General features: G+C 70.4%; 13 protein-coding genes and 1 pseudogene. 10 read left to right on the top strand and 4 right to left on the bottom strand.

All coding sequences use genetic code 11. The features are described from left to right. Positions 1–90 precede the first annotated feature (90 nt). Positions 91–495 carry a methyltransferase domain-containing protein gene (locus QMK24_RS41625; RefSeq protein WP_349307950.1) on the top strand — a complete coding sequence of 135 codons (405 nt, stop codon included), beginning with the start codon at positions 91–93 and terminating at the stop codon, positions 493–495. A 100-nt stretch (positions 496–595) separates the two neighbouring features. Here the strand turns inward: QMK24_RS41625 and QMK24_RS39300 are convergent, their stop codons facing one another. After that, on the bottom strand, positions 596–2053 hold the full coding sequence (locus tag QMK24_RS39300; RefSeq protein WP_283471698.1) for an MFS transporter: 1458 nt from the start codon (positions 2051–2053) through the stop codon (positions 596–598). Between the two features lie 372 nt (positions 2054–2425). Between QMK24_RS39300 and QMK24_RS39295 the strand changes: the two genes are divergently transcribed. From QMK24_RS39295 to QMK24_RS39285, 3 genes and pseudogenes are all read left to right on the top strand, one after another. Continuing rightward, the gene (locus QMK24_RS39295) at positions 2426–3232 is read left to right on the top strand and encodes a hypothetical protein (protein ID WP_283471697.1); all 807 of its coding nucleotides are present in this window, start codon (positions 2426–2428) and stop codon (positions 3230–3232) included. Beyond that, positions 3123–3794, top strand: a pseudogene (locus tag QMK24_RS39290) (ABC transporter permease); the annotation flags it as partial. The gene QMK24_RS39295 and the pseudogene QMK24_RS39290, both read left to right, overlap by 110 nt. 4 nt (positions 3795–3798) lie before the next feature. Continuing rightward, positions 3799–4257: a hypothetical protein gene (locus QMK24_RS39285; protein WP_283471696.1), complete on the top strand. Its 459-nt coding sequence runs from the start codon at positions 3799–3801 to the stop codon at positions 4255–4257. Between the two features lie 82 nt (positions 4258–4339). Here QMK24_RS39285 and QMK24_RS39280 read toward each other — a convergent pair whose 3' ends face one another. The 3 genes from QMK24_RS39280 to QMK24_RS39270 form a co-directional block, all read right to left on the bottom strand. Continuing rightward, positions 4340–5530, bottom strand: coding sequence for an MFS transporter (locus QMK24_RS39280; protein ID WP_283471700.1), 1191 nt, complete (start codon positions 5528–5530; stop codon positions 4340–4342). Between the two features lie 103 nt (positions 5531–5633). Continuing rightward, on the bottom strand, positions 5634–6593 hold the full coding sequence (locus QMK24_RS39275; RefSeq protein ID WP_283471695.1) for a M56 family metallopeptidase: 960 nt from the start codon (positions 6591–6593) through the stop codon (positions 5634–5636). Between the two features lie 13 nt (positions 6594–6606). Continuing rightward, complete coding sequence (locus tag QMK24_RS39270; protein ID WP_283471694.1) at positions 6607–7008, bottom strand: BlaI/MecI/CopY family transcriptional regulator; 402 nt, start codon at positions 7006–7008, stop codon at positions 6607–6609. 156 nt (positions 7009–7164) lie between these two features. Here QMK24_RS39270 and QMK24_RS39265 point away from each other — a divergent pair, with 156 nt between their 5' ends. The 6 genes from QMK24_RS39265 (at position 7165) to QMK24_RS39240 (ending at position 12539) form a co-directional block, all read left to right on the top strand. Further along, a complete protein-coding gene (locus tag QMK24_RS39265; RefSeq protein WP_283471693.1) occupies positions 7165–7824 on the top strand; it encodes a phosphatase PAP2 family protein in 660 nt (219 codons plus the stop codon). Between the two features lie 174 nt (positions 7825–7998). Then, positions 7999–8409 (top strand): DUF6153 family protein, encoded by a 411-nt coding sequence (locus QMK24_RS39260; RefSeq protein ID WP_283471692.1) that lies wholly within the window; start codon positions 7999–8001, stop codon positions 8407–8409. A gap of 83 nt (positions 8410–8492) precedes the next feature. Next, the gene (locus QMK24_RS39255; protein WP_283471691.1) at positions 8493–9125 is read left to right on the top strand and encodes a DUF305 domain-containing protein; all 633 of its coding nucleotides are present in this window, start codon (positions 8493–8495) and stop codon (positions 9123–9125) included. A 232-nt stretch (positions 9126–9357) separates the two neighbouring features. After that, positions 9358–10482: a Nickel transporter NicT gene (nicT, locus tag QMK24_RS39250; protein WP_283471690.1), complete on the top strand. Its 1125-nt coding sequence runs from the start codon at positions 9358–9360 to the stop codon at positions 10480–10482. Between the two features lie 250 nt (positions 10483–10732). Then, on the top strand, positions 10733–11989 hold the full coding sequence (locus QMK24_RS39245; RefSeq protein ID WP_283471688.1) for a permease: 1257 nt from the start codon (positions 10733–10735) through the stop codon (positions 11987–11989). A 253-nt stretch (positions 11990–12242) separates the two neighbouring features. Next, the gene (locus QMK24_RS39240) at positions 12243–12539 is read left to right on the top strand and encodes an antibiotic biosynthesis monooxygenase family protein (RefSeq protein WP_283471687.1); all 297 of its coding nucleotides are present in this window, start codon (positions 12243–12245) and stop codon (positions 12537–12539) included. The last annotated feature ends 421 nt before the right edge of the window (positions 12540–12960 follow it).

Below are 12960 nucleotides of genomic sequence, written 5' to 3'. Positions count from 1 at the left end.
GGAGACCCAAAACGCCCGTGGAGCACAGGTAAGACCGGAACCTGTTCCGACACAGCGCGATGAAGCACGAACCCACCCAAACACCGCGCCATCCCTGCGCAGCACGGAGGGAATCACCGCCCTTTAGGGCGGAGAGGATGTCAAACTCCCCTGCTGACCCACGCCTTCGACACCGTCATCAGCATCGACATCTCCCACCGGATACTGCAGCAGGCCGCCGGCCGCTCCCCCGCCCGCGTCCACGCCGACGCCGCCGGATTGCCACTGCCCGACGCGGGGGTCCTCGCCGTCGTCGCCATCGACATGCTGCTGTTCCCGCAGGAAACCGCCCGCGTGCTGCACCACGACGGCGTTCTGTTGTGGATCAACCAACTCGGTCCCGACGGACCTCTCCATCTGCCCGCCGACGAGGTCGCCGACGCCCTCCCCGGCACCTGGCAGGCCATCGAAGCCGACGCTGGATGGGGCACCTGGGCAGCCCTGCGCCGCACCTGACAGCCCGTGCGGCCCGGGCCGCCGGACGGAGACGTGGGGTCCGCGTCCGGCGGGTGGCCGTGAATCGGGCTGCTTGGAAGGGCAGTTGACGCCGTGAGCCTCAGAGGGCCTCGGCCGGCTGGCTTTGACCCGTTTCCGATTCGGCGGGTGCCGGGGCGGATGCGGGGGCGGTGCGCAGGGTGAGGGCCGAGGCGAGGGCGCCTGCGGCGGCGAGGACGGCGGCGCCGAGGAATGCGGCGGAGAACCCGTTCGTGAGGGCGGTGGGGTTGCCGAGTTCGCGGGCGCCGTGGGCGGCGGCGACGGCGGTCATGGCGGCCAGTCCGAGCGCGGAACCGACCTGGTAGCTGGTGTTGACGATTCCGGCGGCGAGGCCGCCTTCCTCGGGGCGGGCGCTGGACAGGGCGGTGCCGAGGGAGGGGATGAACGCCAGTGACATGCCGGCCGCGGCCAGCAGTGAGGCGGGCAGAACGTCGACCCAGAAGCTTCCGTCGGCGCGGGCGAAGGACAGCCACAGCATGCCCCCGGCGAGGGCGAGCAGCCCGGTGACGATCAGCGGCTTCGGACCGAAGCGGGCGATCAGCCGCGGCGCCAGCACGATCATCATGACCATGATGGCGACCGTCATGGGCAGCAGCGCGGAGCCGGAGGCGAACGCACCCAGGCCCAGGACCTGCTGGAGGTAGAGGTTGAGGAAGAACCACATGGGGATCCAGGCGGCGGCCATCAGCAGTTGGGCGATGTTGGCGCCGGCCAGGTTGGGGGCCCACCAGATGGCCAGCCGCATCAGCGGTTCGCGGCGCTTGGACTGGACGGCGACGAAGGTGGCGATGAGCAGGATCCCGGCGGCCAGTACGAGCCAGGTCCGGGCGGAGGCCCAGCCGGTCTCGGGTGCGCGGACGATGGCGTAGACGACGGTGGCGAGTCCTGCGGTGACGGTGACCGCGCCCGTCCAGTCGATGGATCCGCGGCGGGCGGTGGCGGACGGCATGACGCTGGGTGTGGCGATCAGAACGACGAGGGCGATGGGGATGTTGATGTAGAACACCCACGGCCAGCTGGCGTACTGGGTGATGACCCCGCCGAGGAAGACACCGGCGGTGCCGCCGGCCGGAGCCGCGGCGCCGTAGAGCGCGAACGCCTTGGTGAGTTCCTTGGGGCGGGCGCCGAACAGCATCATCAACAGGGTCAGGGCTGACGGAGCGATGAGCGCGGCGCCGATGCCCTGCGCCGCTCGTCCGGCCAGTTCGACCCAGACTTCGCCGGCCAGTCCGGCGGTCAGGGAACCTGCGGCCAGCACGGCCCAGCCTGCGGTGAACAGCCGCTTCGCGCCGAACAGGTCGGAGAGGCGCCCGCCCAGCAGCAGGAGTCCGCCGAAGGCGACGACGTAGGCGTTGAAGACCCACGACAGATTCTCCTGGGAGAAGCCCAGGTCGGTCTGCATGTCGGGCAGGGCCACGCCGATGATCGACGTGTCCATGATCACCATGAACTGGGCGAGCGCGATCAGCACGAGCGCCGTCCAGCGCCGCGGATCGGCCGGGTTCGTTGGGGTTGACATTTCAGACTCCTATACCGGAGGGGGGTATCATTGAGGCGGAGAGAGCAACATACCCCCTTGGGGTATTCCCGGCTAGCCCTGAAGGATCGGAGAACCCGGCGATGAACGGATGCACCAGCGACAAGGACGCCTACCTCGCCCGCCTGAACAGGAAGCGGCCGACGCCATCGCCCGATTGGTGCGCTCGTGACCCCCGGCCGCCTGAGTGCCCAGCGGAACACCCCTTTGACTTGATACCCCCTAGGGGTATGCTGTTCTCCATCGGCCGACCGGCGAACAGCCCGGCGACTCCTTGAGGATCAGGAGGCTTCGCCATGACCACGACCACGTCCAACACCCCCGCCGTCTACACCGTCACCGGCCGTCACCAAAGTGGGCGCGTTCGGAGCGGGCCTCGCGCTGACCTTCGGCGCCTCCTTCGGGATCGGCCACGTCGTCGGCCCCACCGGATCGAAGCCCGCACCGGCCCACGGACACAGCGATACCGCGGAACAGACACCGAAGGACGCGAACGACATGAACGGCACCGACCACACCGCGACGAAGAGCGACACGGCTCCGGGCGGCCTGCAGATTTCCGAGCGGGGTTACACCCTCGTCCCGCCCGCCGGACCGCTGCCGGTCGGCACCGCGACGGACTTCCGCTTCCGCATCACCGGCCCCGACGGCATGCCGGTCACCCGCTACACCCGCTCGCACGACAAGGACCTGCACCTGGGCGCGGACATCGCGGTCGCCGGGCGCACCCCGCTGACCCTGCTCTCCACCGAACTGGAACTCGCGCCGCGCCGGCCCCGAACCGCTGCGGAGCTGGAACAGACGCTGCGCGCCGCAGCCGCCGACACCCCCGACCTCGCCGACACCCTCCTCACGGTCGGCGTGCAACCGTTCACCGGCCACGGGTCCGCCGAGGTGGACCTCGGCCGGCTCGTGAGCGGGATCGTCGACCGCTACCGTGCCGCCGCCACGGCCACCGGCACTGCCACTTCCACTGCCCCGGGCAGGGTGCTGCCTCGCGCCGATCGCCATCGTGCCGGTGTTCAACGGGCAGCAGCAGACGCCGAAGGACACGATCTACGGCTGGCAGATCCACACCAGCGGATACGCGATGCCGCTGTTCATCCTCGCCTTCGCCTCCCAGTGGATCTTCCCCGTGCTCGCGTCTCTCGTCGCCGGTGACATCTTCGCCAACGAGGACCAGCACGGGACCTGGAAGACGATCCTGACCCGGTCGGTCAGCCGCAGCCAGGTCTTCTGGGCCAAGACACTGACCGCGACCTTGTTCACCGTGACAGCGGTGATCGTGCTCGCCGCCGGCACCATCGTCACCAGTGTGCTGCTCATCGGCACCCAGCCGCTGACCGGCCTGAGCGGTCAGCTGATCGCACCCGGTGCGGCACTCCAGCTGGTCCTCGCCAGCTGGGCGACCGCCCTGGCACCGCTGATCGGGTTCACCGCCCTGGCCCTTCTGCTCTCGGTCGTGACACGCAACCCGTCCGCGGGGGTCGCCGCACCCGTCGTCCTCGGCCTGGTCATGAGTCTGCTCGGCAGCATCGGCGGGATCGACCTGACCCGCCGGTTCCTGCTGACCACACCGCTGGATTCCTGGCACGGCCTGCTCACCGAGCACCGCTTCTACGGTCCGGTGACCTTCGGCCTGGCGGTCAGCGCCGCATGGACCGTCGTGTGCCTGGCCTACGCCTACTTCTCGCTGCGCCGTCGCGACATCACCGGAGGCTGACCCAATGAACCGCACCCGTCTGCTCACCCGCGGCCTGGGCCTGGGCATCGTGGCCGCCGCCGTGGCCACGACGACCGCCCTCGGCACTCCCGACGTCACCAAGGTCCGCGTGGAACACGCTCTCGCACCGACCTTCGCGAACCTCTACGTCCAGCAGGCCGCGATCCTCGGTGTACCGGGCATCACCGTCGAGGGCACCGCCGCCTCCGCTGCGTGTGACCGCGGCGGTCCGAAGGTCGCCGACGTCGGATCCGGCGCCGACTGGATCTGCATGGTCACCTTCCACGATCACCACGGCACGGTACAGACCGGCACGTTCGAACTGCAGGTCAAGGCGGAAGCCGCCTACGTCGCCGGTGGACCCTCCAAACTCATCGGCCTGGTGACCATCACCGACAAGTCGGGCAAGGACGTCCCCAACCCCGTATTCGAATTCGACGGATCGCTCAACCCGGACCAGTAGTGCCGGACCGGATGGTCGCCCCGGGAGTCCGCACGGGCGGGAGTGTCGTGATCTGCGCAACTCCGTCCGCTCGGCACCCCATTCAGATGTCTTGCCGGGCGGAGGGTTTCGGGCGCCGCCGGGTAAGGGCGAGCGGGGCAGCGCCGAGGAGCAGGGCCAGGGCGGCGAAGCCGCCGGTGAGGGTGGTGGCGGTGGCGACGGCGGCGACCAGGAGGGGGCCGCCGGCGTCACCGAGTTCGCGGCCGAGTTCGGCCGCGCCCATGGTCTGGCCGAGACGTTCCTCGGGGGTGGTGGCCGCCAGTGAGGTGAAGGCCACCGGGGTGATGAGCCCGGTGCCGGCGCCGATGGCCGGGGCGGCGATCAGCACACCGGCCAGGCCCGGGAGCATCGCGGCGGCCAGGCCGGCCGCGCTAAGGATCAGGCCCGCCGCGATGCCGGTGGCGGCGGTGATCCGCCCGGCGTCCAGGGCGCGGCCCGCCAGGGGCTGAACGATCGCGGCGCAGGCCGCCAGCACGGAGACGGCGGCTCCTGTGGCTACCGGGCCGAGGCCGGCGGCCGCGCCGGAGACCGGCAGGAACCCGACGCCGACCGACAGTGCGGCGGTGGCGGCGGCCAGGGCGGCCGTCGGACGCAGGAAGGACCCCTCGCTCAGCCGCCGGGCCAGGTCCACGACGGTCTGCCGGGCGCGCGGCAGCGCGGGAACGGCCGGGACCGCGAGGGCGGCCCAGGCGGCGACGGCCAGGGCGAGCCCGGCCATCACCGCGAACAGCAGGTCACTTCCGCCCACGGCCACCAGGGCGCCGCCGAGCAGTGGGCCGGCGGTGTAGCCGATGCTCTTGTAGAAGCCGTAGGACCCGAACGCCCGGCCGCGCTTGGCGGTGGGATGCAGCCGGGCCACCAGTGTGCTCGCGGCAGGGGAGAACGCCGATGCCGCGGCGCCCTGGCCGAGGCGGGCCAGCCACAGCAGGCCGGTGTTGTCGGAGAGGGCGAACGCCGCTGAGGCCGCGGCGAAGCCGATCAGTCCGCCGAGCAGTACCGGCCGGGCGCCGATCCTGTCGGCCAGGGTGCCGAACAGCGGCTTGAGCAGTACCTCCGCACCGTCGTAGAGGGCCAGCAGCGCGCCCAGCACCAGCAGGGACGACATGCGGTCCTGCGTGTACGCGCCGAGGTTGGCGGCGATGCCGTGCGCGCCGAACGCCGTGGTGAACCCTGCCGCGTACAGCGGCCGGATGCGCCATCGCGCGGTGGCGGGAGCGGACGGGGCGGCGGCCATGAGGAAGGTCCTCCCGGGCGGGCTGAGCATGAGGGAATCGTCCGGCGGGCGGCCTCGCGGACGTCGGAGACGCCGCCCGTGCCGTGGACATCGCCGATGCGGTTCAGTGGGCGGAGTCGGTGGAGTCGGTGCGGAGCAGGACGTGCAGGTCGTGGGCGGCTTCCAGGGTGCACAGGCTGGTGGCGGCCAGCAGCGCGGCTGCGGCCAGGAGCGGCAGGGGCCGCAGGAGCCGGGGCGGTGGGGCGAGGAGGGCGGCGACCCGGCGGGGCACGGGCCCGGCTCCGGCCAGGGGACCGCCCCGGCCGATGCCCAGGAGGCCCAGCGCGGCCGCGGGCAGTCTGCGGCGGGGGGTGGTGTGTTTGGCGGCCAGAGCCGCTTTGCCGACGGTACGGGCGACCCGGCGGCGGTCGCCGGTGGCGGCGGCGGCTTCTTCGTCGGCCCAGCGTTCCACCGTGTAGCCGACGGCCCTGGCCACCGGGCGCAGCAGCGGGTTCGTGGCGGCGGCCAGATGGGCAGCGGCCGCGAACAGGTGGTGGCGGGCGCGCAGATGGGCGCGTTCGTGGGCGAGCAGGACCTCACGTTCGGTGGGGTCGAGGGCGTTGAGCATGCCGGTGGAGACCACGATGCGGCCGGGCAGCCCGGGGATGGCGTAGGCATCGGCGGCCGGGTCCTCGACGACCACCAGCGGGTCCGGGCCCGGCAGGCAGCCGGCCTCCAGAGCCGCGGCGAACAGGGCGCGGGCACGGCGCCAGACCATCCGGACCGCCCCGGCGGCCGCGGCTGCCAGGAGTACCCCGGCGACGAGGGCGACGGGCAGGGATGCCGGATGGTCGCGTTGCACCGAGTGCGCCGGCCAGTGGCCGAGCGAGGCCACCAGCGGGATACGGACCAGCCCGGACAGGGCGAGCAGCCCCAGCACGGTACTGCTGCCGGCGGCCAGCACCACCGCGGAGGTGGTCAGCAGCCAGGTGGCCGGGCGTGGGTGCAGCCGGTCGGCCACCGGCCGGGCCGCGAGCGCGGCCAGCAGCGGGAAGATCAGGGGGAAGTAGACAGCGAGGCGCATCGGTACGGCCCGTCTACCGGGCGGGACCGGCGTCGGGGCCCAGCAGGCGGCGCAGGAGCTGCTCGTCGTGGCTGGACAGATCGTCGACGAACCGGGTGAGGACGGCCTCGCGGTCGGGTTCGCCCTCCAGGGTCCGGCGCATCCGCCGGGCGGCGAGTCCCGGCACGTCCGTGACCGGTCTGTAGGCGAAGGCCCGCCCCCGTGCGGTGCGGGTGAGGACCTCCTTGGCGTGCAGCCGTGACAAGATCGTCACCACGGTGCTGTAGGCCAGCTCGCTGCCGAAGCGGTCGAGGACCTCGCCGGCGGTGAGGGGTGCGTCCGCGGTCTGGAGCAGGCCGAGTATCTCTGCCTCCAGCGCGCCGTTGGCCCGCCGCCCCGCCGGGGTTTCGGTATCGGTGTCTGCCCGGTCGGTCATGGCGGTTGGCGTCTCCTCACGGATCATCTACAGTCCTGTAGAGATTCTACGTCCCTGTAGAAGCTCCTGCGTCCCCGAGTGTGCCATGCGCACCGGCATCCCCGCACCGCCTCACCTTCGACCCGTCGCACCGATCTGAGAAGAGACCCCCAGCGCATGACCCCCGCTCTGGCCGCCACCAGCGTGCTCGCCCTCGACGGCCCTTCCGTCGACGGCGACTGGTACACCCGCATCACCCACCTGGCCCGTCACACGACCTGGCTCAACGGCGCGGTCGACGCTTACACCACCTACGGCGTGGTCCTGTTCGGGCTCGCCCTCGTGGCCGCCTGCCTGGTTGCCCGGCGCGCAACGGACCCCCGGGTACTGGCCGCCGCACTGGGAGCGCCGATCACCACCGCCCTGGCCATGGCCGTCAACGCCACCCTCAAAACCCTGGTGTCCGAGCAACGCCCGTGCCGCGCCATCGCGGGCTCGTTCACCGTCGAACCGTGCCCGGGCGCGGCCGACTACTCCTTCCCCAGCAACCACGCCGCCATGGCAGGCGCGGTCGCGGCCGCCGTCTTCCTGGTCAACTGGCGCCTGGGAGTACTCACCTCCGTCGCCGCGCTGCTCATGGCCGCCTCCCGGGTCTGGGTCGGCGTGCACTACCCGCACGACGTCCTGGTCGGCCTTGCCGTCGGCGCGGGTATCGCCCTGGCCGGCTACGCCGCGCTCCGCCCGGTGCTGCTGCGGCTCGTGGCAGCACTGACCAGCACCCCCTTGCGACCACTGCTCGTCCCCAACGTGCCGGTGGAGCACCCGCGCGAGATCTGATGCGCGGTCCGCGGCCCGGCGCGCACGGGTTCCTGCCGAAGGCAGAAATCCGGACAAGATGAGCAGCGGTTGCGTCAGCCCTGCTTGCGCCGCGGCCCGCGGCTGCGACGACGCCCTCTTCTGCGGTGGCAGCCGCGTCGAGCGTTCTGGGCAGCTGTGCCTACGATGAGGACCATGAGCGGAGTCGGGCACGGGGCGCGGGTGCAGCGCCTGGTGCGCGCTCGCACGCTGCTCGTACTCGTCGTGCTGGCCGGGATTCTGGCGATGCACGGCATGGGCTCCCACACCGCGATGGCCGCTACGGCCGAACATCCCATGGCCGCCCACATGCGGCAGGCCGGCGCCCCGTCCGGTGCCGCGGCGCCGATCATGTGCGGTTCCTGCGGGCAGGGCGCCGGGGGACACGCTCACGCGGACGAACTGTGCGTCTCCAACGCCTTGCCGGATACGCCCGCCCTGCCCGCGCCGGCGCCCGCACCGGTGCAGGTCGCGCTCCTCGCGCAGGTGTGCCCGGTGGCAGCGGCCGACGCGGCCGGGGGACGGGCACCACCCTCACTGGCCGAGCTCCAGATTCTGCGGGTGTAGGACGCGCTCCGGCGATGTGAGCCCGACGGGCCCCGCATCGCATACGGGCATGCCCTCATCTCTGCCATTCCAGGAGTTCACCTATGCGTTCGCACCGTTCCCTGACTCGTCGTGTCGTCATCGCGACTGCTGTGACCAGCGGCGCGCTGCTGCTTGCCGCCTGCGGCGGAAACAGCGGCCACAACGGCATGAACATGCCGTCGCCGTCCACCTCCTCCACCCCCTCGGCCTCCGCATCCGCGACGTCCGCGGCACACAACGCCGCCGATGCCACGTTCGCCAAGGACATGATCCAGCACCACCGCCAGGCGGTGGAGATGGCCGGCCTGGCCCCCTCGCGCGCCTCGTCCCCCGATGTCAAGGATCTTGCCGAGAAGATCAAGAAAGCGCAGGGTCCGGAGATCACGAGCATGTCCGGGTGGCTCACCGCGTGGGGTGAGGATGTCCCGATGGAGATGCCTGGCATGGACCACTCCGGGGCCATGCCCGGGATGATGGGCACCGCGCAGATGGACGAGCTCAAGAAGGCGTCCGGCAAGGCCTTCGACACGGCGTTCCTGACCATGATGATCGGACACCACCAAGGCGCCCTGACCATGGCCGGCACCGAGAAGCAGGCCGGCGCCTACGCCCCCGCCACGCAGCTGGCATCGGGCATCGTGACGTCCCAGACCGCCGAGATCGCCCAGATGAACAAGCTGCTCGGCAAGAGCTGAGCGCACAGGTGTGAGAGGTACGGCGACAGCCGGCCTCTCACACCTGCCCCCTCCGCCCCCTCCGTCCAGCCGGGCCGCGACACGCTGCGCGATCGCAAAGCCTGCTGCGCGATCGCAAAGACTGGGGAAAGGCTTGCTGCTGCACACCTCTCGCAGTTACACAGCCCACGCGGCCATGGTCAGATGGCCCAGGCGCCTGTCAGCGTCCGACCGCCTGCACCAAGGACCACGTATGACTGCTCAGACCCTCACCCCCGCTCCTGCGCCGTCGCGCCGGATACGCGACATGCTCAGCCGCCGGGAGTGGCTGAGCCTGGGCGGCCTGGCCGGCGCCGTGCTGGCGCTGCACGTGGTGGGCTGGGGAGTGCTGCTGTACGCGTCCCGCCAGGGCTACAGCATGGGGGCGCAGGGCACGTTCGGCATCGGGATCGGCGTGACGGCGTACACCCTGGGCATGCGGCACGCTTTCGACGCCGACCACATCGCGGCGATCGACAATACGACCCGCAAGCTGCTCGCCGAGGGCCAGCGCCCGTTGGGCGTCGGGTTCTTCTTCTCCCTGGGCCATTCCTCGGTCGTCTTCGGCCTGGCACTGCTCTTCGCGTTCGGGGTACGCTCCCTGGCCGGGCCGGTGCAGGACGACGGCTCCGGCCTGCATTCGACGCTGGGGCTGGTGGGGACCTCCGTCTCGGGCGTCTTCCTCTATCTGATCGCCGCCTTCAACCTGGTGATCCTCGTCGGCATCGTCAAGGTCTTCGCGAGGATGCGGTCCGGCTCCTACGACGAGGCCGCGATGGAACAGCAGCTCAACAACCGCGGATTCATGAGCCGGATCCTGGGGCGGGCGACGCGTGCGGTCAGCAAGTCCTGGCACATGTACCCGCTGGGTTTCCTGTTCGGGCTCGGCTTCGACACCGCCACCGAGGTGTCCCTGCTCTTCCTGGCCGCAGGCGCCGCGGGCGCCGGGCTGCCCTGGTATGCGATCTTGTGCCTGCCGGTGCTCTTCGCCGCCGGCATGAGCCTGCTCGACACCATCGACGGCACATTCATGAACTTCGCCTACGCCTGGGCGTTCTCCAACCCGGTGCGCAAGGTCTACTACAACATCACGATCACCGGCCTGTCGGTGGCCGCCGCCCTGCTCATCGGCACGGTCGAACTGCTGTCCATCGCGGCCGAGAAGTTCGGGCTGCACGGCGCCTTCTGGGACTGGGCCTCCGGCCTGGACCTGAATCTGGTGGGGTACGTCGTGGTAGGCCTGTTCGCTCTCACCTGGACCGTGGCCCTGCTGGTGTGGCGGCTGGCGCGGATCGAGGAGAAGTGGAGCAGGCCCGTCGGCGACGCCGCGGCGGAGTAGGGCCGGAAGCCGAGCGGGGAACAGCGCCCGGCCACCCGCCACGCGCACTGTACGCCTTGTACATATACCCCGGCGGGGTATAAGTTCCTGACTTCCGAGTATCTGCACGCGCGTCATTCCCCGGGAGTTGGCCATGGCCACCGCGTTGATCACCCCACCGCCTGCCACCTGGCGTGCAGCCCGGCTGATCGACCCGCTGCCCGGCCCCACATCGTCCCGCTGAATCCCCCGCGGCGAACGGAGCGTCCCCATGCACGCGATCACCCACGCCCTGTCCATTGCCGGGTCGATGACCTGGGAGATCACCTGGGCCCTGATCCTGGGCTTCGCGCTGTCCGCCGTCGTGCAGGCGGTGGTGCGCAAGTCCACGATCGTCCGCCTGCTCGGGGACGACCGGCCCCGTACGCTGACGCTCGCCGCCGGCCTGGGCGCGGCCTCCTCGTCCTGCTCCTACGCGGCGGTGGCGCTGGCCCGCTCACTGTTCCGCAAAGGTGCGAACTTCACCGCGGCGATGGCTTTCGAGATCGCCTCGACCAACCTGGTCGTCGAACTGGGCGTGATCCTGGCTCTGTTGATGGGCTGGCAGTTCACGGCGGCGGAATTCGTCGGCGGCCCCATCATGATCGTGGTGTTGGCGGTGCTCTTCCGCATCTTCCTGCGCGACACACTCCTGCGGCAGGCGCGGGAGCAGGCCGAGCACGGGCTGGCCGGATCCATGGAGGGCCACGCGGCGATGGACATGTCCGTCCAGCGCCAAGGCTCCTTCGCGCGTCGGCTGTTCTCGCGCGAGGGCTTCACCTCGGTCGCGCATGTCTTCGCCATGGAGTGGGCGGCGATCCTGAAGGACCTGGTGATCGGCCTGCTGATCGCCGGTGCCATCGCGGCCTGGGTGCCGGACTCCTTCTGGCGCACGTTCTTCTTCGACGGCCACCCGCTGGCGTCCAAGCTCTGGGGACCGCTGGTCGGTCCGCTGGTCGCCATCGCCTCGTTCGTCTGCTCCATCGGCAACGTCCCGCTGGCGGTGGTGCTGTGGAAGGGCGGCATCAGCTTCGGCGGCGTCGCGGCGTTCATCTTCGCCGACCTGCTGATCCTCCCGATCCTCAACATCTACCGGAAGTACTACGGCGCGAGGATGACCCTCTTCCTGCTCGGCACCTTCTATGCGGCCATGGTCACCGCCGGATACATCGTCGAATTCGCCTTCGGCGGCCTCGGCCTCATCCCCGACCAGGCCGACGCGACGATCCCCATGGAAGGCGTCACCTGGAACTACACCACCTGGCTCAACATCGCCTTCCTCCTCCTCGCCGCAGCCCTCCTCGTACGATTTTGGCGCACCGGCGGCATGGAGATGCTGCGCATGATGGGCGGCGCACCCGACACCGATCACAGCGGGCACGACGGGGAGCACACCGGCCAGGATGCCGACCACGGGCAGCGGGCGTCCGGCCACAGCAAGCACCAGGCTCCGGGCGGAACCGACGGCCACAACGAACACCATCACTGAAACGACGCGCAGCGTCCCGGAACTCGGCTCAGGAACCGGCTTGTTCACTCCCCTGCTGGCCGGCTCCTACCCCACCGTCGTCAGCTCGGCTGGGCCGTACTGCGGCCGCGCTCCCTGAGGCAGCCCGCCATGCTGAGCCGGGAGTGACGGGCTCGTCCGGCGCTCCTCCGTATGGCGGTGCTCCCCGCGCGTGCCGTTCCGCAGGCTGGTCGACTGGTGGAGGGGGCAACAGTCGACCGAAAGCGAGCACACTATGGCGATCATCACGGTGTTCGACATCATTGGTGGCACCCAGGCCCAGTACGAGCAGGTGACGGAGAAGCTGAGCGGTGGGCAGGGCGGGGTCAGGTCGCTCTCCGACTTTCCGGAGCCCGGCCTGATCTCGCACGCCGCCGGGCCCAGCCCCCATGGGTGGTTCGTGGTGGATGTCTGGGAATCCGAGCAGGCGTTCCAGCGGTTCGGCGAGAAGCTCGCGCCGTTGTTGCGAGAGGCCGGAGTCCCGGACACCGAGCCACAGGTGTATCAGGCCACCAACGTGGTGACCAGCTGACCCGTGTCCGGCCGATCATGTAATTCTTTACGTGGGCACGGATGGGCTTTGCGGGGACCTTGCATCATGAGGATGCCCTGCCATCACGCGGGGAGCGCAAGGCAGAGGGCATCCAGGAAAGCTCACGCCAGGCCATCAGATGTTCGCCCTGGCCGCCGGTCGATCCCCGCTGAGCCGGGTACGACCACGGCGTACTGATTCAGTCCAGGACTTCCACCGGAGATCCGCCGTCGAACGGGCTCAGGCGTTGCGCGAATTGACCCCCTATTTCGGAGCAGAATTGCACTGCTCACAGCAATGCCGGTGAGTTAAGCCGTTTCCGCAGGTGAGGGCCGCTGTCTGGTGACGTTGATCGTGTAGTGGACGTTACTGGGGGTGCGGGGCCGGTCTCGGCGCTTGATCGCGAACTTGTTCTTGGGTG

Origin of the sequence: Streptomyces sp. PH10-H1 (assembly GCF_030063355.1) — a bacterium.
Taxonomy (GTDB): Bacteria; Actinomycetota; Actinomycetes; order Streptomycetales; family Streptomycetaceae; genus Actinacidiphila.
The sequence above is the reverse complement of the archived record's forward strand: the minus strand, read 5'-3'. Positions and strand labels throughout refer to the sequence as shown.